The sequence below is a fragment of the Streptomyces lanatus genome (assembly GCF_014655715.1).
Lineage (GTDB): Bacteria > Actinomycetota > Actinomycetes > Streptomycetales > Streptomycetaceae > Streptomyces > Streptomyces lanatus.
Window position 1 is genome coordinate 257,141 of the sequence record NZ_BNBM01000002.1, and the last position, 18,509, is coordinate 275,649.

Annotated in this window: 13 protein-coding genes and 3 tRNA genes; 7 read left to right on the forward strand and 9 right to left on the reverse strand. The window is 70.8% G+C overall.

What is annotated here, in order from left to right:
* Positions 1 to 181 precede the first annotated feature (181 nt).
* The 3 genes from IE325_RS06365 to IE325_RS06375 form a co-directional block, all read right to left on the reverse strand.
* Positions 182 to 258 (reverse strand) — tRNA-Ile (locus IE325_RS06365).
* Positions 259 to 437: 179 nt separating this feature from the next.
* A tRNA-Asn gene (locus tag IE325_RS06370) sits at positions 438 to 510 on the reverse strand.
* A 5-nt stretch (positions 511 to 515) separates the two neighbouring features.
* Positions 516 to 588 (reverse strand) — tRNA-Asn (locus tag IE325_RS06375).
* Between the two features lie 134 nt (positions 589 to 722).
* Here IE325_RS06375 and IE325_RS06380 point away from each other — a divergent pair.
* From IE325_RS06380 to IE325_RS06395, 4 genes are all read left to right on the forward strand, one after another.
* Positions 723 to 1,031 (forward strand): YtxH domain-containing protein, encoded by a 309-nt coding sequence (locus tag IE325_RS06380; protein ID WP_190068718.1) that lies wholly within the window; start codon positions 723 to 725, stop codon positions 1,029 to 1,031.
* Between the two features lie 174 nt (positions 1,032 to 1,205).
* Entirely contained in the window at positions 1,206 to 2,660 is a 1,455-nt protein-coding gene (locus tag IE325_RS06385) for a xylulokinase (protein ID WP_190068719.1), read from the forward strand.
* Between the two features lie 171 nt (positions 2,661 to 2,831).
* Positions 2,832 to 4,565, forward strand: a complete 1,734-nt coding sequence (locus IE325_RS06390; RefSeq protein ID WP_190068720.1) for an ABC transporter ATP-binding protein — start codon at positions 2,832 to 2,834, stop codon at positions 4,563 to 4,565.
* On the forward strand, positions 4,565 to 6,493 hold the full coding sequence (locus IE325_RS06395) for an ABC transporter ATP-binding protein (protein WP_190068721.1): 1,929 nt from the start codon (positions 4,565 to 4,567) through the stop codon (positions 6,491 to 6,493). The genes IE325_RS06390 and IE325_RS06395 overlap by 1 nt, the downstream gene beginning before the upstream one ends.
* Before the next feature lie 38 nt (positions 6,494 to 6,531).
* Here the strand turns inward: IE325_RS06395 and IE325_RS06400 are convergent, their stop codons facing one another.
* The 3 genes from IE325_RS06400 to IE325_RS06410 form a co-directional block, all read right to left on the reverse strand.
* Entirely contained in the window at positions 6,532 to 7,824 is a 1,293-nt protein-coding gene (locus tag IE325_RS06400) for an RNA polymerase sigma factor (RefSeq protein WP_190068722.1), read from the reverse strand.
* A gap of 81 nt (positions 7,825 to 7,905) precedes the next feature.
* On the reverse strand, positions 7,906 to 9,810 hold the full coding sequence (dnaG, locus tag IE325_RS06405) for a DNA primase (RefSeq protein ID WP_190068723.1): 1,905 nt from the start codon (positions 9,808 to 9,810) through the stop codon (positions 7,906 to 7,908).
* 29 nt (positions 9,811 to 9,839) lie between these two features.
* Entirely contained in the window at positions 9,840 to 11,105 is a 1,266-nt protein-coding gene (locus IE325_RS06410) for an NAD(P)/FAD-dependent oxidoreductase (protein WP_190068724.1), read from the reverse strand.
* Positions 11,106 to 11,482: 377 nt separating this feature from the next.
* On the opposite strand from IE325_RS06410, the gene IE325_RS06415 reads away from it, so the two are divergent.
* On the forward strand, positions 11,483 to 12,469 hold the full coding sequence (locus tag IE325_RS06415; protein WP_190068725.1) for an ArsR/SmtB family transcription factor: 987 nt from the start codon (positions 11,483 to 11,485) through the stop codon (positions 12,467 to 12,469).
* Here the strand turns inward: IE325_RS06415 and IE325_RS06420 are convergent.
* A complete protein-coding gene (locus IE325_RS06420) occupies positions 12,466 to 13,713 on the reverse strand; it encodes a deoxyguanosinetriphosphate triphosphohydrolase (protein WP_190068726.1) in 1,248 nt (415 codons plus the stop codon). The genes IE325_RS06415 and IE325_RS06420 overlap by 4 nt on opposite strands.
* A 166-nt stretch (positions 13,714 to 13,879) precedes the next feature.
* On the reverse strand, positions 13,880 to 14,752 hold the full coding sequence (locus IE325_RS06425; RefSeq protein ID WP_190068727.1) for a sirohydrochlorin chelatase: 873 nt from the start codon (positions 14,750 to 14,752) through the stop codon (positions 13,880 to 13,882).
* Between the two features lie 224 nt (positions 14,753 to 14,976).
* Here IE325_RS06425 and IE325_RS06430 point away from each other — a divergent pair, with 224 nt between their 5' ends.
* On the forward strand, positions 14,977 to 15,663 hold the full coding sequence (locus IE325_RS06430) for a SanA/YdcF family protein (protein ID WP_190068728.1): 687 nt from the start codon (positions 14,977 to 14,979) through the stop codon (positions 15,661 to 15,663).
* A gap of 233 nt (positions 15,664 to 15,896) precedes the next feature.
* The gene (locus IE325_RS06435; RefSeq protein ID WP_190068729.1) at positions 15,897 to 18,038 is read left to right on the forward strand and encodes a molybdopterin oxidoreductase family protein; all 2,142 of its coding nucleotides are present in this window, start codon (positions 15,897 to 15,899) and stop codon (positions 18,036 to 18,038) included.
* Positions 18,039 to 18,068: 30 nt separating this feature from the next.
* On the opposite strand, the gene IE325_RS06440 is transcribed toward IE325_RS06435, so the two are convergent.
* Complete coding sequence (locus IE325_RS06440) at positions 18,069 to 18,509, reverse strand: gamma-glutamylcyclotransferase family protein (RefSeq protein WP_190068730.1); 441 nt, start codon at positions 18,507 to 18,509, stop codon at positions 18,069 to 18,071.

The window sequence follows — 18,509 nt, forward strand, 5'->3', positions numbered from 1 at the left end:
TGGCACCACTTCCGGATCCTCGCGTCCAGCCGGCGCGCAGGTCAAAGCGATCCCAACACACACTGGCGGCCACGGAGTTGAACTCACGAGCAGCGGATTCAGCCCCGCAGCCCAAAACCCTGAATCCGCACGCCAGATGAGACGTTTCCGCAGGTAAGAACGTTTCTGCATGGGAGAGCGCTGGTGGGGCGGGTGGGACTCGAACCCACGGCCGACGGATTATGAGTCCGCTGCTCTAACCGGCTGAGCTACCGCCCCATAGCGGCGTGTCGCGTACAAGTGTGCGCGCCGTCTGCCGCAGCATAGCCGCTCATACGATCTCCTGCTTCGCATGGTCGACTTCGCATGCCCTGAAGGACTCCGCCACGACCTGCACGGTTCCCACCGCAGGTGAACGGACATGAAAAAGGACCCCTGAGGGGTCCTCGTTCAGCATGCTCCCCCGACTGGACTCGAACCAGTAACCTGCCGGTTAACAGCCGGCTGCTCTGCCAATTGAGCTACGGAGGACCGAGCTCCCCCGACTGGACTCGAACCAGTAACCTGCCGGTTAACAGCCGGCTGCTCTGCCAATTGAGCTACGGAGGAATGCCTCGTTGCATCGAACGTACCTACCTGGGTATTCGCCAGGGGGCGTGCGCTCGCTGCGACACATACATTAGCGCAAGCAGGGGGGTGCTCCGCCAATCGGTTCCCCCCACACCAAGGGAAGGGTGGCAGCCATGCGCTACCGGCTCACGTTCGTCCTCGGACTCGCCGTCGGTTACGTCCTCGGCACACGCGCCGGGCGCGAGCGCTACGAGCAGCTGAAGAAGTCCGCGCGCCAGGTCGCGCAGAACCCCGCGGTCCGCAACACCGCCGAGTCGGCGGCACAGCAGGGCCGCCACTTCGCGGGCAAGGCGTACCACACGGTGAGCGAGAAGGTCGGCGACCGGGTCCCGGAGACGGTGGCCCAGCGAGTCCGCAGCCTGCGCGAACGCAGCGCCCACAACGGAGGCGCAGAGGATGACTGGGGCACAAGCAACACATAGCGGTACGTCCTGGATGCCGGTGGCTGCAGTGCCCTCAGGGGCGCGGGGCTGTATCGATATGCGGCTCCGCCGCGGGGCGCGACCAGCCACACACAACCCGCACGCCGAACACGAACCGCACCCCCACGGCGCCCACGGCCACAGCCAGCGCAGCGCTACGGCACAATTTGGGCCATGGGGATAGTCGCCGGGTTGGACAGTTCGCCCGATTTCACTCGCATCGTCGTCTGCGACACGGACTCGGGCGCCGTGCTCAGGCAGGGGTATGCCCCGCACCCGGTGGAATCGCCGGAAGGCACCGCGCGCCCCTCCGACGTCGACCCGCAGGCCTGGCTGCTGTCCCTCGGTGAGGCGGCGGGCGGTGGGCTGCTCGAAGGTGTGCAGGCCATCGGCGTGTCGGCGCAGCAGAACGCCGTCGTCCCGCTCGACCCGCAGGGCAACACCGTGCGCCCGGCGATGGTCGGCGGGGACAAGCGCGCGCAGGTCGCGGCGGCCGATCTGATCGACGCGCTCGGCGGGCGCGAGGCGTGGGCGCAGGCGGTGGGCTGTGTGCCGCAGGCCCCGCAGCCGGTGACCAAGCTGCGCTGGCTGGCCAAGACCGAGCCGGACAACGCCGTGCGCGCCGCCGTTCTGATGCAGGCGCACGACTGGCTGGTGTGGCAGCTGCTCGGGCGGCCCGTGAGAAGGACCACAGATCGCGGTGGCGCCTCCGGGACGGGTTACTGGTCGGCGGCCACCGGCGCCTACCGCACCGATCTCGTCGAGCTGGCCCTCGGCCACCAGGCCATGCTGCCCGAGGTGATCGGGCCGTCCGACGCCGCCGGTACGACCCCGGAGGGGCTGCTGATCTCGGCGGGGACCGGCGAGACCATGGCCGCCGCGTTCGGGCTGGGCATCGGGCTGGGGGACGCGGTCGTCTCGCTCGGCGCGTCCGGTTCCGTCATGGCCGTGCATCCCGAGGCCCTCGTCGACAGCTCGGGGATGATCACCTCCCTGGCCGACGCGACCGGCATGCACCTTCCCGTCGTCACCACCCTCAACGCCGTGCGCACCCTGCGCGGCGCCGCGGAACTCCTCGGTGTGCCGGACCTGGAGGGCCTGTCCGACCTGGCGATGAAGTCGACGCCGGGCGCTCATGGGCTCGTACTGCTGCCTTATCTGGAGGGTGAGCGGACGCCGAGTCTGCCGCACACCGCGGGGACCCTCGCCGGGCTGCGGCGGGAGTCGATGAAGCCGGAGCATCTGGCGCGGGCCGCGTTCGAGGGCATGCTGTGCGGGCTCGCGGACGCGCTCGACGTGCTGCGCGGCCGGGGTGTCGAGGTGCGGCGGGTCTTCCTGCTCGGGGCGGTCGCCGAGCTGTCGGCCGTGCAGGCGGCGGCGCCCGCGCTGTTCGGGACGCAGGTCGTCGTACCGCAGCCCGCGGACTACGCGGCGATCGGCGCCGCCCGGCAGGCCGCCTGGGCGCTCGGTGTGTCGCAGGGGACGCTCGATCCCCGTACGCCGCCGGTGTGGCAGGGCGCCGCGGCGCAGGTCCTGGAGCCCGGCGAGGAGCTGGCGGTGGGGCAGGCGGTGCGCCAGCAGTTCGTGTCGGTGCGGGAGCAGACCCACCCCGGGGCGTTCCGGTCGTAGGGCCGAGGGCGTAGCGGAAGGTAAGACACCGGTAGGAACCGAACCCGGAAGGCCGTACGAGGCCGCGCTGACGGCTTAATCGGTTGAGGTAACACCACCGGAGTGTTCGACGATAGGGGCCAGGGGCAACCAAAAGCGGCCCCGATCGCCGACGACTCCGAGAGAAGCAGCGTGCTCATACGACTTCTGCGGACCCACCTCAGTCCGTACCGAAAACCGATCGCCTGGCTGGTGCTGCTGCAGTTCCTGCAGACCTGCGCCACCCTCTACCTGCCCACGCTGAACGCGGACATCATCGACAAGGGTGTCGTCAACGGCGACACCGGCTACATCCTCACCTACGGCGCCCTGATGATCGGCATCTCGCTGGCGCAGGTCGTGTGCAACATCGGTGCCGTGTACTACGGCGCCCGGACCGCCTCGGCGCTCGGCCGGGACGTACGGGCCGCCGTCTTCGACCGGGTGCAGTCGTTCTCGGCGCGTGAGGTCGGCCACTTCGGCGCGCCCTCGCTGATCACCCGGACGACCAATGACGTCCAGCAGGTGCAGATGCTGGTGCTGATGACGTTCACGCTGATGGTGTCGGCGCCCATCATGTGCGTCGGCGGCATCGTGCTGGCGCTCGGCCTGGATGTGCCGCTGTCCGCGGTGCTGGTGGCCGTGGTGCCGGTGCTCGGCATCAGCGTGTTCCTGATCGTGCGGCGGCTGCGGCCGCTGTTCCGGACCATGCAGGAGCGGCTCGACACGGTGAACCGGGTGCTGCGCGAGCAGATCACCGGCAACCGGGTGATCCGTGCCTTCGTGCGGGACGGCTATGAGCAGGAGCGGTTCGGGAAGGCCAATGGCGGGCTCACCGCGATGGCGATGGGCACCGGCAATCTGCTGGCGCTGATGTTCCCGATCGTCATGACGGTGGTGAACCTGTCGTCCATCGCGGTGGTGTGGTTCGGCGCCCATCGCATCGACAGCGGCGGCATGCAGATCGGTGATCTGACGGCCTTCCTCGCCTATCTCATGCAGATCGTGATGTCCGTGATGATGGCCACCTTCATGTTCATGATGGTGCCGCGCGCGGAGGTGTGCGCCGAGCGCATCCAGGAGGTCCTGGACACCGAGTCGAGTGTCGTGCCTCCGGTGGCGCCGGTGCGGGAGCTGCGGCGGCACGGGCATCTGGAGATCCGGGGCGCGGGCTTCCGCTATCCGGGTGCCGAGGAACCGGTGCTGAGGTCGATCGATCTGGTCGCCCGGCCCGGTGAGGTGACCGCGGTCATCGGCTCGACCGGCAGCGGGAAGTCGACGCTGCTGGGGCTCGTACCCCGGCTGTTCGACGCGACCGACGGGCAGGTGCTGGTGGACGGCGAGGACGTGGCCGCCCTCGAACCGCGGTTGCTGGCGAAGACGGTGAGCCTCGTACCGCAGAAGCCGTACCTCTTCGCCGGGACGGTGGCGACCAATCTGCGCTACGGCAATCCGGACGCGACGGACGACGAGCTGTGGCACGCGCTGGAGGTGGCGCAGGCCAAGGGGTTCGTGGAGCGGCTGGAGAACGGGCTCGACTCCCCGATCGCGCAGGGCGGCACCAATGTCTCCGGCGGTCAGCGGCAGCGGCTCGCGATCGCGCGCACGCTGGTGCAGCGCCCGGAGATCTATCTCTTCGACGACTCCTTCTCCGCCCTCGACTACGCCACCGACGCCGCCCTGCGTGCCGCGCTGGCGCACGAGACCTCGGAGGCGACCGTCGTCATCGTCGCCCAGCGGGTGGCGACCATCCGGGACGCGGACCGGATCGTCGTCCTCGACGAGGGCCGGGTCGTCGGCACGGGCCGGCACCACGAGCTGATGGCGGACAACGAGACATACCGGGAGATCGTGCTCTCCCAGCTGACGGAAGCGGAGGCCGCCTGATGGCCGGGCCCATGGGACGGATGATGGCCGGCGGGGGTCCCGATCAGCGCTCGCTGGACTTCAAGGTGTCGGGCAAACGGCTGATCGGCCAGTTCAAGCCCGAGCGGATCACCATCTATGTGCTGCTGTTCTGTGTGCTGGTGAGCGTCGGGCTTTCGGTCGCCGGGCCGAAGATCCTCGGTGAGGCCACCGACCTGGTCTTCGCGGGCATCGTCGGGCGGCAGTTCGAGCCCGGGATGACCAAGGAGCAGGTCCTCACGGCGATGCGGGAGCGCGGCGACGGCCAGATCGCCGACATGCTGCGCAGCACGGACTTCACACCGGGCGAGGGCATCGACTTCACGGCCGTGGGGAATGTCCTGCTGTTCGCGCTCGGCGTGTTCCTCGTCGCCGGGCTGCTGATGGCGGTGGCGACGCGGCTGGTGAACCGGGCCGTGAACCGCACGATGTACCGGATGCGCGAGGACGTGCAGGGGAAGCTGTCGCGGCTGCCGCTGTCGTACTTCGACAAGAGCCGGCGCGGTGAGGTGCTGTCGCGGGCGACCAACGACATCGACAACATCGGGCAGACGCTCCAGCAGTCGATGGGCCAGCTCATCAACTCGGTGCTGACCATCATCGGTGTGCTGGCGATGATGTTCTGGGTGTCATGGCTGCTCGCGCTGGTCGCGCTGGTGACGGTGCCGCTGTCGTTCGTGGTCGCCACGCGCGTGGGCAAGCGGTCGCAGCCGCACTTCGTGCAGCAGTGGCGTACGACGGGCAAGCTCAACGCCCACGTCGAGGAGATGTACACCGGGCACACCCTGGTGAAGGTGTTCGGACGCCAGGAGGAGTCGGCCGCGCAGTTCGCCGAGCAGAACGAGGCGCTGTACGAGGCCGGGTTCAAGGCGCAGTTCAACAGTGGTGTGATGCAGCCGCTGATGATGTTCGTGTCGAACCTGAACTATGTGCTGGTGGCGGTCGTCGGCGGTCTGCGGGTCGCGTCGGGGACCCTGTCCATCGGTGATGTGCAGGCCTTCATCCAGTACTCCCGCCAGTTCTCGATGCCGCTGACTCAGGTCGCGTCGATGGCGAACCTCGTGCAGTCGGGTGTCGCCTCGGCGGAGCGGGTCTTCGAGCTGCTGGACGCGGAGGAGCAGGAGGCGGACCCGGTGCCGGGGCTGCGGCCGGAGGAGCTGCGCGGGCGGGTGGCGCTGGAGGGCGTGTCCTTCCGGTACGACCCCGAGAAGCCGCTGATCGAGGACCTGTCGCTGACGGTGGAACCGGGGCACACGGTCGCGATCGTGGGGCCGACGGGGGCCGGCAAGACGACTCTCGTGAACCTGCTGATGCGGTTCTACGACGTGTCGGACGGCCGTATCACCCTCGACGGTGTCGACATCTCCCGTATGTCCCGGGACGAGCTGCGGGCCGGGATCGGGATGGTGCTGCAGGACACCTGGCTGTTCGGCGGCACGATCGCGGAGAACATCGCGTACGGGGCGTCCCGCGACGTCAATCGCGGCGAGATCGAGGAGGCGGCGCGCGCCGCCCACGCCGACCGGTTCGTGCGGACGCTGCCCGACGGGTACGACACGGTGATCGACGACGAGGGGTCGGGCGTCAGCGCGGGCGAGAAGCAGCTGATCACGATCGCGCGGGCGTTCCTGTCGGATCCGGTGATCCTGGTGCTGGACGAGGCGACGTCCTCGGTCGACACCCGGACCGAGGTGCTGATCCAGAAGGCGATGGCGAAGCTGGCGCACGGACGTACGTCGTTCGTCATCGCACACCGGTTGTCCACCATCCGGGACGCGGACACGATCCTCGTCATGGAGAACGGCTCGATCGTGGAACAGGGCGCGCACGGGGAGCTGTTGGCGGCGGACGGGGCGTATGCGCGGTTGTACAAGGCGCAGTTCGCCCAGGCGGTGGCGGAGGTCGACTAGGCGTACGGGGCCGCTCATGCGTGTGAGCGGCCCCGAGCTCAGTCCAGGTAACCCCTCAGCTGGTCCGCGAACGCATGGTCCCGCAGCTTGTTGAGGGTCTTGGACTCGATCTGCCTGATCCGCTCCCGTGTCACGCCGAAGATGCGGCCGATCTCCTCCAGCGTGCGCGGGCGGCCGTCGGCCAGGCCGTAGCGCAGTTGGACGACCTTGCGCTCCCGCTCGCCGAGGGTCGACAGGACCGCCTCCAGGTGTTCCCTGAGCAGCAGGAACGCCGCCGACTCCACCGGTGAGGCCGCGTCGCCGTCCTCGATCAGGTCGCCGAGGGCCACATCGTCCTCCTCGCCCACCGGCGCATGCAGCGACACCGGTTCCTGGGCCAGGCGGAGGACCTCGCTGACCCGTTCGGGCAGCAGGTCGAGGTGGGCGGCGACCTCTTCCGGTGTGGGTTCGTAGCCGCGTTCCTGGAGCATGCGGCGCTGGACGCGGACCACGCGGTTGATCAGCTCGACGACATGGACCGGGACCCGGATGGTGCGGGCCTGGTCGGCGAGGGCGCGGGACATGGCCTGGCGGATCCACCAGGTGGCGTAGGTCGAGAACTTGTAGCCGCGGGCGTAGTCGAACTTCTCCACGGCCCGGATCAGGCCCAGGTTTCCTTCCTGGACCAGGTCCAGCATGGTCAGGCCCCGGCCGACGTATCGCTTCGCGACCGACACCACCAACCGCAGGTTCGCCTCGATCAGGCGGCGCTTGGCCATCCGGCCCATGACGACCAGCCGGTCCAGGTCCAGCGCCAGCTGGCTGTCCAGGTCGGGTGTGCTGCTCAGTTTCTCCTCGGCGAACAGGCCGGCCTCGACCCGGCGGGCGAGTTCGACCTCCTCGGCCGCGGTGAGCAGGGGGATTCGGCCGATCTCCCGCAGGTATTGGCGGAAGAGATCGGAGGAGGGACCGCTGGTGTCGGCGCGGCTACGGGCCGGCGGCGGTGTCTCGACCGGCTCGGTGGCGTCCAGCGCCCCGGCCGGGGGTTCGGTCGGCTCGGCCTCGGTTTCGGGCTCCGCCTCCGGATGGTGCGCGACACGGTTCTGCGGCGGTACCGCGACCAGAACGTCGGTCTCCGCTTCCGGCTCCGTGTCGTCCGTACTGTTCTCGATGAGGGTCTGGGTCTGCACGGGGGCGACCTCCAGGATGATCGCTGCCGAGGCGTACGGCAGCGCTGCTTCGAGGGCGGAGTCGGCGGCCTCGCCGCTGTCCGTCCCGTACGCGATGAGCGGAACCGCGGGGGTGTGGGACCCGTGGGGAACGGATCGGCCGCGCTCCGAGGACTCAGGCACCGGAACCCAGTGTGGAGTACGACACATCGCCGCCACGAGGGGCGTGCGGTGACTTTTTGCGTCCGGTCCGTGACCGGCTGCTCAGAGGGCGGCCGCGCCCTGTCCCCGGAGCGCCTGGTCGTACTGCTGCAGCACCCACAGTTCGTTCTGTACGGCGGCCAGTTGGGCGGGGTCGCCGCCCGCGCCGAGTCGGGTCAGCTGGCTCTGGATGTCCACGACGCGGCGGGCCACGGCGCGGCGGCGGACGGTGACGAGCTGTTCGCCGGCGTAGTTCTCGTCGACCGTCCTGCGCATGATCGCCTCGACCGCGAGCTCCGTGACCATCGCGCGGACCTGGTCGTCGGGGGCCGCGTCACGGACCCGGACCAGATACTCCGGCGAGTCCTGGATGCCGTACTCCGCGCCGCCCGCGTCCATGATCGCTTGCCGTACGGCCGCGTAGGGGGCGGCGGTGAACTCGTCGACGCCGTACGCGTCGAACGCCGGGGAGACCAACTCGGGGCGCTGGAGGGCGAGTTTGAGGAGTTCGCGTTCGGTGGCGTACACCGGGTTGCGGAGGGTCAGGGCGGGGCCGGAGGCGCGGGGTGCGGGGGCCGCCTCGTACGGCTGCTGCGAGCCCCGGGACGTCGGCGCCCCTCCCCTGCCGCCACGCTCCCGGGACCAACGCGCCAGCTGGGCCACCCGCTTGACCACGAACTGGGTGTCCAGGATGCCGAGCATGCCGGCGAGCTGGACGGCCACCTCGTGCTGGGCGCCGCTGTTCTTGATGCGGGCGACGATCGGCGCCGCCTCGTCCAGGGCGGCGGCGCGGCCGGCGGGGGTGTCGAGGTCGTAGCGGACGACGATCTGGCGCAGTGCGAACTCGAACAGCGGGGTGCGTGGTTCGACCAGGTCGGAGACCGCGTCGTCGCCCTTCGCCAGGCGCAACTCGCAGGGGTCCATGCCGTCCGGCGCGATCGCGATGTACGTCTCCGCCGCGAACTTCTGGTCGTCCTCGAAGGCGCGCAGGGCCGCTTTCTGGCCGGCCGCGTCGCCGTCGAAGGTGAAGATGACGCGGGCCGAGCCGTTGTCCATCAGCAGTCGGCGCAGGATCTTGATGTGGTCGCCGCCGAAGGCGGTGCCGCAGGTCGCGATGGCGGTGGTGACGCCGGCAAGGTGGCAGGCCATGACGTCGGTGTACCCCTCGACCACGACGGCCCGGCTGACCTTGGCGATGTGCTGTTTGGCGAGGTCGATGCCGTACAGGACCTGGGACTTCTTGTAGATCGCCGTGTCGGGGGTGTTGAGGTACTTCGGCCCGTTGTCCGCCTCGTACAGCTTCCGGGCGCCGAAGCCGACGACATCTCCCGCGATGTCGCGGATCGGCCACATCAGCCGTCCCCGGAACCGGTCGATGGGACCCCTCCTCCCCTCCTGCGACAGCCCGGAGAGGAGGAGTTCCTTGTCGGTGAAGCCCTTGCCGCGGAGGTAGCGGGTGAGGTGGTCCCAGCCCTGGGGGCTGTAGCCGACGCCGAAGTGGACGGCGGCGGCCTGGTCGAAGCCGCGCTCGGCGAGGAAGATCCGGCCGGTGTCGGCCTCGGGGCTGGTGGCGAGCTGCTCGGCGTACCACTCGGCGGCGATCTTGTGGGCCTCGACCAGGCGGATGCGTTCGCCGCGCTGGTGGGAGGGGTTGTACCCGCCCTCCTCGTAGCGCAGTGTGATGCCGGCCTGGGCGGCGAGCCGCTCGACCGCCTCGGAGAACGAGAGGTGGTCGACCTTCATCACAAAGGTGATGGTGTCGCCGCCCTCCTGGCACCCGAAGCAGTGGAAGAGTCCCTTGCTCGGGCTGACCTGGAAGGACGGCGACTTCTCGTCATGGAAGGGGCACAGCCCCTTGAGGTTCCCGCCGCCCGCGCCGCGCAGCTGGAGGTACTCGGACACCACGGCGTCGATCGGGACCGCGTCCCGTACCGCCTTCACGTCGTCGTCGTTGATCCGTCCTGCCACGCGTGAATTCTACGGGGGTCCACTGACACCTACGGGACGAGGTTTTCGAGCGGAATGTGCGGATCCGCAAGGCTGTCGGTGTTCACCTGGGCCTTCGAACGGATCAGCTGCTGGATCGGCTCTGTGACGTCCCACACGTTCACGTTCATCCCGGCAAGCACCCGGCCGTCCTTCACCCAGAACGCGATGAATTCGCGCTTGCCCGCGTCCCCGCGGATCACCACCTCGTCGTACGACCCCGGCGGCGCCCATCCGCTGTACTCCATCCCCAGGTCGTACTGGTCGGAGAAGAAGTAGGGGACGCGGTCGTAGACGACGTCCCGTCCGAGCATCGCCCGTGCCGCCGCCGGGCCGCCGTTGAGGGCGTTGGCCCAGTGCTCCACGCGCAGGCGGGTGTCGAAGAGGGCGTGCGGGAAGGAGGCGACGTCGCCGGCCGCGTAGATGTCGGGGTCGGAGGTGCGCAGCTGTTCGTCCACCACGACGCCCCGGCCGCCCGCGCGGTCGGCGATCTCCAGGCCCGCCGCCTCCGCGAGGCCGATGCGCGGGGCCGCGCCGATCGCCGCGAGGACGTCGTGCGCGGGGTGCTCCTCGCCGTCGTCGGTGCGGGCGGCCAGCACCATGCCGTCCTGGCCGACGATCTCCGTCAGCCGCCGGCCGAAGTGGAACCGTACGCCGTGCTCCCGGTGCAGCTCGCCGAAGAGCCCGCCCAGCTCGGGTCCGAGCACGCCGTGCAGCGGGGTCGGCTCCGGCTCGACGACGGTGACCTCGGCGCCGTACTCCCGGGCCGCCGCCGCGACCTCCAGGCCGATCCAGCCGGCGCCGGCGATCACGATATGGCCGTTGTCCCGGCCGAGCGAGGCCAGGACGCCCTTGAGGCGCTCGGCGTGGGCGAGCCGGCGCAGATGGTGGACGCCGGCCAGGTCGGTGCCCGGGATGTCCAGGCGGCGCGGCTCGGCGCCGGTGGCCAGCAGCAGCTTGTCGTAGTGGACGACGGTGCCGTCCTCGCCGAACCGCACGGTCTTCGCCGTACGGTCGATCGCGTCGACGGTCTGGCCGAGGTGGAGCTCGATGTCGTTGCGGGCGTACCAGGCGGGCTCGTGCACGAAGACGCTGTCGCGCTCCTCCTTGCCGAGGAGGTAGCCCTTGGAGAGGGGCGGGCGCTCGTAGGGGTGGTCGCGTTCGTCGCAGATCAGTATCACCCGCCCGGTGAAGCCCTCCGCGCGGAGCGTCTCGGCCGCCTTCGCGCCGGCGAGTCCTCCTCCGACGATGACGAATGTCTGATCCGCGTCGACCACTTGATGCCTCCTACCGGGGGGTCTGGGGGGTGTCCCCCCAGAAAACACAGCGGGTGCCGCCACATGCGAGCGTCCCGCACGCAGCGTGATGCGGGAAGAGGGGGTGACCCGATCAGGCCACGCAGGGTCACTTTCGAGTGCCCGTACGTCCCACAGGTCTCACCCGTCGCATGGAGAGGAGGCGTCGGCGGCGCGCCTGCCTCCCCCCGGGACAGGCGCTCCCCCCCCACCACGCCAAGGCTCGCGCGGTGGCCGGGAGTTGCCGGGACATTCGCTCAGAACGCAAAGAGGAGAGCGCGTTCCATGAGGACCTCGCCGGTTCCGTGGCTACGGTGGAGGGGTTCGGCAATCGCTTTTGCAGACGCCTCGGGGGACGCATGCTGCGAATCGACTTCACCGCGGAGGACCTGAACCGATTACGGGTCGCCGGGGAACCCGACCCGCTTTGGGAGACCGTACTGTCGCTGATGCGGCTCCAGGACCGCAGCGCGGCGGTGGTCTTCGACCCCTGGCGGCGCGAGGTGCGCACCGCGCTCGCCCGGGCGGGGCTGACCTCGACGGCCGCCGTGCTGATGCTGCTCGCGCGCCGTGCCGCGTACTTCCCCGACTTCCTGACCCCCGGTCAGGGCGTCGCCGATCTGGAGGCCGGGATCGACCTGGTGCTCGGCACACCGAAGACCCGGCTGACGCGGGAGCTGTCGAAGCTGTACCCGAAGACCCCTCCGCGGGGCTTGCGGCGGCTCGGCGAGGGCGATCCGCGGACGCTGGAGCTGCTCGGCGAGGCACTGCGCCGCTATCACGAGGTGGCGGTGGCGCCGTATCTCCCGGCGATCCGCGCGGCGGTGACGGCGGACCGCTCGATCCGGGCGGAGGCGGCGCTGACCGCGGGGCCGCAGGGGCTGCTCGACAGCTATCGCACCATCGCCGACCGGGAGGAGGAGGCGCTGGTCACCGACTACCCCTTCGACCGGGGCCTACGGCTCGACGGGCGCCCCCTGACGATCGTCCCGGCCTTCTTCTGTGTCCGCACCCCGGTGACGCTGGCCGACCCGCACCTCGACCCCGTACTGGTCCATCCCCTCGACCCGGCGCCCGGCTGGCTGGCCCGCTCCCGGCGGGAGGCCGCCGAGCAGCTCCCGGTGGCCCAGCTGATCGGGCCGACCAGGGCGATGGTGCTGGAGGCCCTGGAGCATCCGCGCACCACGACCGAGCTCGCCGAACTGCTGCGGCTCACCCCGCCGACGACCAGCCGGCATGCGACGGTGCTGCGGGAGGCCGGGCTCGTGGAATCGCGGCGGCATGGGAACCGGGTGTTCCATCTGCGGACGCGGCTGGGCGATGCCCTGCTCAACGGGACCCTTTAGCGCTTCATACGGCTGTGCAGGGCGCGGGCCGAGGCATCCGTCAGGGAGGCGATCTGGTCGACGATCACGCGCTTGCGGGCACGGTCGTCGTCGGCCGCGTCGAACAGGGCCCGGAACTGCGGATCCAGCCCCTCGGGCGCCCGCGCGGTCAGCGCCTCGGCCAGTTCGGCGACCACGATCCGCTGGTCGGCGCGCAGCCGCTCCTGCTCGGCACGCTGCATGACGTACCGGTCGGCGACGGCCTTGAGGACCGCGCACTCAAGGCGGGTCTCGTGCGGTACGACGAGTTCGGCGCCGTAGCGGGTGAGCCGGCCGTCGCCGTACGCGGCGCGGGTCGCGCTCTCGGCGGCCAGGCAGAACCGGCCGATGAGCTGGCTGGTGGCGTCCTTGAGGCGGGCCTGCGCGACGGCGGAACCGTCATAGCCGTGCGGCCACCACGGTTCTTCCTGGAGGCGGTCGAGGGCGGCGGCGAGCTCGGCGGGGTCGGTGTCCTCGGGGACGTACCGTCCGATGGCCACCGCGAAGACCTCGCGGCGTTCGGGCTCGGCGTGCAGGAGGTTGGGGTCGATGTGGCCGGCGTGCAGGCCGTCCTCGACGTCGTGCACCGAGTACGCCACGTCGTCGGACCAGTCCATCACCTGGGCCTCGAAGGTGGTACGGCTGCCGGGGGCGTCCTTGCGGACCCAGTCGAAGACCGGCCGGTCGTCGTCGTAGACGCCGAACTTGGGGGACTTCGGGTCGGTGGGGTGGGCGCCTCGGGGCCAGGGGTACTTGGTGGCGGCGTCGAGGGTGGCGCGGGTGAGGTTGAGGCCGACGGAGCCCTCCGGGGTGAAGCGCTTGGGCTCGATGCGGGTGAGGAGTCTGAGGGACTGGGCGTTGCCCTCGAAGCCTCCGCAGTCCTCCGCGAATTCGTTGAGCGCGACTTCGCCGTTGTGGCCGAACGGGGGGTGGCCGAGGTCGTGGGCCAGGCAGGCGGCTTCTACGAGGTCGGGGTCGCAGCCGAGGGCTGCGCCCAGCTCTCGGCCGACCTGAGCGCACTCCAGGGAGTGGGTCAGGCGGGTGCGGGGGCTCGGGTCCCACGCGTTGCTGTGGGTTCCTGGGGTGACGACCTGGGTTTTGCCGGCGAGCCTTCTCAGGGCGGCGGAATGGAGGATTCGGGCTCGGTCTCGTTGGAAGGCGGTTCGGCCGGGGCGCTTGTCGGGTTCGGGGGCCCATCGTTCGAGGGATGGCAGGTCGTACGGCATGACTCGACAGTACGGGCAGGGGGTGACAAACGGAGTGCGGCTTTGCGTCTGCCGGGTGATGTTGTGTGCCGGGTGCGGGTTGTGTGTGGCTGGTCGCGCCCACGCGGCGGAGCCGCAAATCGATACAGCCCCGCGCCCTTGAAGTTGGTCACCTCCCCCGGCGCTTTTAAGCCGACGCCAGCTCCGGTGCTGCCGTGACCGGCGTCCTCAGCATCTGGTCGTAGCGATGGAGCAGCAGTCTCGCCATCGCCGGATGCGTGCCCAGCGGTGCCGATGCCAGCCACGGTGCCGCCTCCGCGCACTCCCTCGCGAAGCGGCCCGGCGCTGTGAAGTAGGAGGCGATCGCCACCCTCGTACGGCCCCTTGCCGCCAGGTCGGCCAGCGCGTCCTCGACCGTCGGGGTCGCCGTCGTCGCGTAGGCCGGGATCACCGGGACGCCGAGGCGGTTGGCGAGGAGGTGGGCCGTGTGGGAGGTGTCGACCTTCGACTCGGGGTCGCGGGAGCCTGCCGCCGCCAGGATCACCGCGCTCTCGCGGCGTGTCGGTTCGTCCATGCGGGTGCGCCAGCCCGCCTCCACGAGGCGGGAGTAGAGGGCCTCCACCAGCAGGGGGTGCGGGCCGAGGGCGCCGGCCACGCGTGCGCGTACCTGTGACTCGGCGGCCATCTCGGGGATGTCGCGCTTGATGTGGTAGCCGCGGCTGAGGAGGAGCGGGACGAGGATCGCCTCGCGGTCGCCCAGGGCGGTGAGGGTGTCGGGGAGCAGGGGCTCGTTGAGCTCGATGTGGCCCAGGTGGACGGGGAGACCGGGGCGCAGGGCGCGGACCTTGTCGAGGAGTGCGCTCACGGTGCTCAGGGCGCGCGGGTCGCGGCTGCCGTGGGCGACGACGACGAGCGCGGGGGGCTCGGGGCGTCGTCGGCCGTCGAGCCCTATGAGGCCGAGGCGGCCGGCGAGCTGGCTGCTGATCCGGTTCATGAGGTGCGCCGTACTGTCGAGGTGGGCGGTCGTGGACTCGTCGTGAAGCAGGTTCGACGCCGTCATGAACCGATGGTGGCGGCGGGACGTTGCCTTTCCGTTTCGCGGGAATGACGGGTTCTTACACCGGGTTCACGATGCGAGGGGCGGGCGGTGTGAGGTGGTGTGACCAGCGGGTTCGCGGGATGCGAGTGAAGCTGATCACGTCGGGCGGGTGAACCGTGGAGGGCTGTGGGACGTCCCTGAGTGTCGAGGGCGGGGCGTCAGCCGCCCCGGGGAGGGACCGTCCGATGCGACTGCCGAAGCCGCGCCGACCGAGACTGCCACGCACGCGTGCCGGGCAGCGACGGCTGGTGCAGGCCGTGATGGCCGGATGCGTGCTGGCGCTGCTTCCGGCCACCTGGATGTACGTCGTCACCGGTGACCGGCTGCGGACGACCGCGGACGTGCCGCGCACCGACGTCGCCGTCGTCTTCGGCGCCGGACTGTGGGCCGGTGAGCCGTCGCCGTATCTCGCCCACCGGCTCGACGCGGCGGCCGAGCTGTACCGCGCGGGGCGGATCAAGGTGGTCCTGGTGACCGGCGACAACAGCCGCGCGGACTACGACGAGCCGGACGCGATGCGCGCCTATCTGACCAGGCATGGGGTGCCCGACGCGCAGATCGTCAGCGACTACGCCGGCTTCGACACCTGGGACTCCTGTGTCCGGGCCAAGAAGATCTTCGGCGTCGACGAGGCGGTGCTGATCAGCCAGGGCTTCCACATCCGGCGGGCGGTCGCGCTCTGCGAGGAGGCGGGGGTCGCGTCGTACGGTGTCGGGGTCCAGGCCAAGCACGACGCGACCTGGTACTACGGCGGGACCCGCGAGATCCTCGCGGCCGGCAAGGCGGCCCTGGACGCGGTCTTCGAGCCGGATCCCCATTTCCTCGGGCCGAGGGAGCCGGGGGTGGCGAACGCGTTGGCGGCGGGGCGATGAGGGCGGCGCCCGGCAGGAGGGCGGACGCTCTCGCCCGCCGGTTTTGACGCGCGCACGCCAGCCGACCGCGTGAATACCCCCAGCGGAAGCTATCCGTAGTCGCGACGGTGCCTGCGCTCCCGCCCTTTCCCGTGCGGCCTCACCGTGGCCGGCCGGTGGCGGGGAGGTCACCGTCCCGGCCGTGTAACAGGGGGCCGTCGCGGGCGTAACACGCCGGAAGCACGCTGAACGGTATGCCGAACTCCGTGACGCCCACGCACTGCCCGTACTGCGCCCTGCAGTGCGGAATGAACCTCACGCCCCAGCGGGACGGGGGTGTCACGGTGGTCGAGCGCCCGGACTTCCCGGTGAACCGGGGAGCGCTGTGCGGCAAGGGCCGTACGGCTCCCGCGGTGCTGGCGTCGGGCGTCCGCCTCACCTCGCCGCTGGTGCGGTCGGGCGGCACGCTCGTCCCGGCGACCTGGGAGGAGGCGCTGGACCGGATCGCCGAGGGCCTCGCACGCACGCGTACGGAACATGGCCCGGACGCGTGCGGGGTCTTCGGCGGGGGCGGCCTGACGAACGAGAAGGCGTACAGCCTCGGCAAGTTCGCTCGGGTGGTGCTGGGCACCTCCCAGATCGACTACAACGGCCGTTTCTGCATGTCGTCGGCGGCCGCGGCCGGCATGAAGGCGTTCGGCCTGGACCGGGGGCTGCCGTTCCCGCTGGAGGACATCCCGAGGACGGGCTGCGTCATCCTCGTCGGCTCGAACCTGGCGGAGACCATGCCGCCGTCACTGCGCTTCTTCAACGAGTTGAAGGAGAACGGCGGCACCCTCGTCGTCATCGACCCGCGCCGAACCAAGACCGCCGAACAGGCCGACCTGCACCTCGCGCCCCGGCCGGGGACAGACCTCGCCCTCGCCCTGGGGCTGCTGCACCTGGTCGTCGCCGAGGGGCGGGTGGACGAGGAGTACGTCGCTGAGCGCACGGCCGGCTGGGAGGACGCGCGGGCCGCCGCGATGGCGCACTGGCCGGAGTACGTCGAGCGGATCACCGGCGTGCCCGTGCCGCAACTCCGGGAAGCCGTACGGCTGTTCTGCGAGCCCGAGCACGCGATGGTACTGACCGCGCGCGGGCCCGAGCAGCAGTCCAAGGGCACGGACACCGTGGGCGCCTGGATCAACCTGTGCCTGGCGACGGGGCGGGCGGGCCGGCCGCTGTCCGGATACGGCTGTCTCACCGGGCAGGGCAATGGACAGGGCGGGCGCGAACACGGCCAGAAGGCCGACCAGTTGCCGGGCTACCGCAAGCTCGACGACCCGGCGGCGCGCCGGCATGTCGCCGAGGTGTGGGGCGTGGACCCGGACAGCCTGCCGGGACCGGGGCGCAGCGCCTATGAGCTGTTGGACGCGCTGGGCACGGACATCAAGTCGCTTCTGCTGATGGGCTCCAACCCGGTCGTGTCGGCGCCGCGTGCCGCGCACATCGAGGAGCGGATCAAGTCCCTCGACTTCCTCGCCGTGTGCGACGTGGTGCTGTCGGAGACGGCCGAACTCGCGGACGTCGTACTCCCGGTGACCCAGTGGGCGGAGGAGACCGGCACGACGACCAACCTGGAGGGCCGGGTCCTGCTGCGCCGCCGCGCGATCAGCCCGCCGGAGGGCATCCGCAGCGACCTGGAGGTCATGCACGAACTGGCCGCGCGGCTCGGCGGGGAGAGGGGCCTGGAGAAGGGCTTCCCGACCGACGCCGAGGAGGTCTTCGAGGAGCTGCGGCGGGCGAGTGCGGGCGGGCCGGCGGACTATTCGGGGATCACGTATCGGAGGCTGGCGGAGGAGAACGGGGTGTTCTGGCCGTGTCCCACGGGCGCGGGAACCACGGAGGGCGCGGGGAACACACAGGGCGCGGGGAACACGGAGGTCACCGAGCACCCCGGCACGCCCCGCCTCTTCCTCGACCGCTTCGCCACCCCCGACGGACGGGCGAGGTTCGCCCCCGTCACGCACCGGCCGGCGGCCGAGGAACCCGACGACGAGTACCCGGTCCTGCTGACGACGGGGCGGGTCGTGGCGCAGTACCAGTCCGGCGCCCAGACCCGCCGCGTGGACGAGCTGAACGCCGCCGCGCCGGGCCCGTTCGTCGAGCTGCACCCCCGGCTGGCGGCCCGGCTCGGGGCGGCCGAGGGCGACCCGGTGGCCGTGGTCTCGCGCCGGGGCCGTGCGGTGGCACCGGCCCGCATCACGACCGGCATCCGCCCGGACACGGTCTTCATGCCGTTCCACTGGCCGGGCGAGGGCCGCGCCAACACCCTGACCAACCCGGCCCTGGACCCGACGTCGCGGATGCCGGAGTTCAAGGCGTGCGCGGTGCGGCTGGAGGCCGTGAAGGCGTAGGGGGCACAGGTGCCGTAGGAGCGGGGGCGCTCAGCCGCGCCGTATCGCCCAGTCGCCGCTCTCGATGAGGCTGCCCTTCGCGCGCAGGCGGGCGGCGACGGACGGGGCGGCGACATACACCCACGCCTGTACGGCCGTTCCGTCCGCGTCGCGGAGCACCTTGCGGGCGAGGCGCTCGTAGAGGTTGCGGGGGTCTGCCGGGGCGTACTCCTCCAGGCGGTCGAGGTCGGCCAGCAGCGCCGCGTACTCCTCGGTGCGGGCGGTGACCAAGTCGCCGTACACCATGCGGTCACCGGCCCCCGCCTCCTCGACGGCGTACGGATAGCCCGGCCCGTCGTACAGCAGCGCCCCTTCCCATCGTGCCGGTTCCTCCGCGAGCGTGCGGCCGCGCAGGAAGGCGTCGTGGTTGGGCTCGCCCGGGCGGAGCGTGCCGTAGACGAAGAACGGGAGTCGGGGAGGGAGGGCCGTCAC

Coding starts and splice junctions, on each gene's coding strand:
- IE325_RS06380 (WP_190068718.1), top strand. CDS start 723: ATGCGCTACCGGCTCACGTTCGTCCTCGGACTCGCCGTCGGTTACGTC.
- IE325_RS06385 (WP_190068719.1), top strand. CDS start 1,206: ATGGGGATAGTCGCCGGGTTGGACAGTTCGCCCGATTTCACTCGCATC.
- IE325_RS06395 (WP_190068721.1), top strand. CDS start 4,565: ATGGCCGGGCCCATGGGACGGATGATGGCCGGCGGGGGTCCCGATCAG.
- IE325_RS06415 (WP_190068725.1), top strand. CDS start 11,483: ATGCTGCGAATCGACTTCACCGCGGAGGACCTGAACCGATTACGGGTC.
- IE325_RS06420 (WP_190068726.1), bottom strand. CDS start 13,713: ATGCCGTACGACCTGCCATCCCTCGAACGATGGGCCCCCGAACCCGAC.
- IE325_RS06425 (WP_190068727.1), bottom strand. CDS start 14,752: ATGACGGCGTCGAACCTGCTTCACGACGAGTCCACGACCGCCCACCTC.
- IE325_RS06430 (WP_190068728.1), top strand. CDS start 14,977: ATGCGACTGCCGAAGCCGCGCCGACCGAGACTGCCACGCACGCGTGCC.
- IE325_RS06435 (WP_190068729.1), top strand. CDS start 15,897: ATGCCGAACTCCGTGACGCCCACGCACTGCCCGTACTGCGCCCTGCAG.